This window comes from Citrobacter sp. C348 (assembly GCF_047467975.1).
In the GTDB taxonomy this organism is placed as follows: domain Bacteria; phylum Pseudomonadota; class Gammaproteobacteria; order Enterobacterales; family Enterobacteriaceae; genus Citrobacter; species Citrobacter gillenii.
In genome coordinates this window covers 1-372 of record NZ_JASJUJ010000036.1, presented here as the reverse complement: position 1 = coordinate 372, position 372 = coordinate 1, and the positions used below count along the sequence as shown (strand labels likewise).

1 pseudogene is annotated in these 372 nt (G+C 47.6%); it reads right to left on the bottom strand.

Annotated features, from left to right (window positions below):
* Positions 1–372, bottom strand: a pseudogene (locus QNN86_RS23890) (hypothetical protein); the annotation flags it as partial.

The window sequence follows — 372 nt, the reverse complement described above, 5'->3', positions numbered from 1 at the left end:
TATCAGTATAGCTGTTGGCGGTGTCAATAGCGTCCTGCTTAGCGGTATCAGTATAGCTGTTGGCAGTGTCAATAGCGTCCTGCTTAGCGGTATCAGTATAGCTGTTGGCAGTGTCAATAGCGTCCTGCTTAGCGGTATCAGTATAACTGTTAGCTGTATCGATTGCTGTTTGTGTCGCTGCATCAGTATATGATTTACTGTCAGCTGTGCTGTTTGCGATATCCTGAGATAAACCAGTTGCAACATCGTCTACGTGATTGCTCAAATCGTTAATAGAACTGGTGTTAGCGGCGATATCTGTGGTGTTGGCCGTGGTACGGGTGTCAAGGTCTGCGATGTCCGAGGCGTTATCGGCAATAGCGCTGGTGTTGT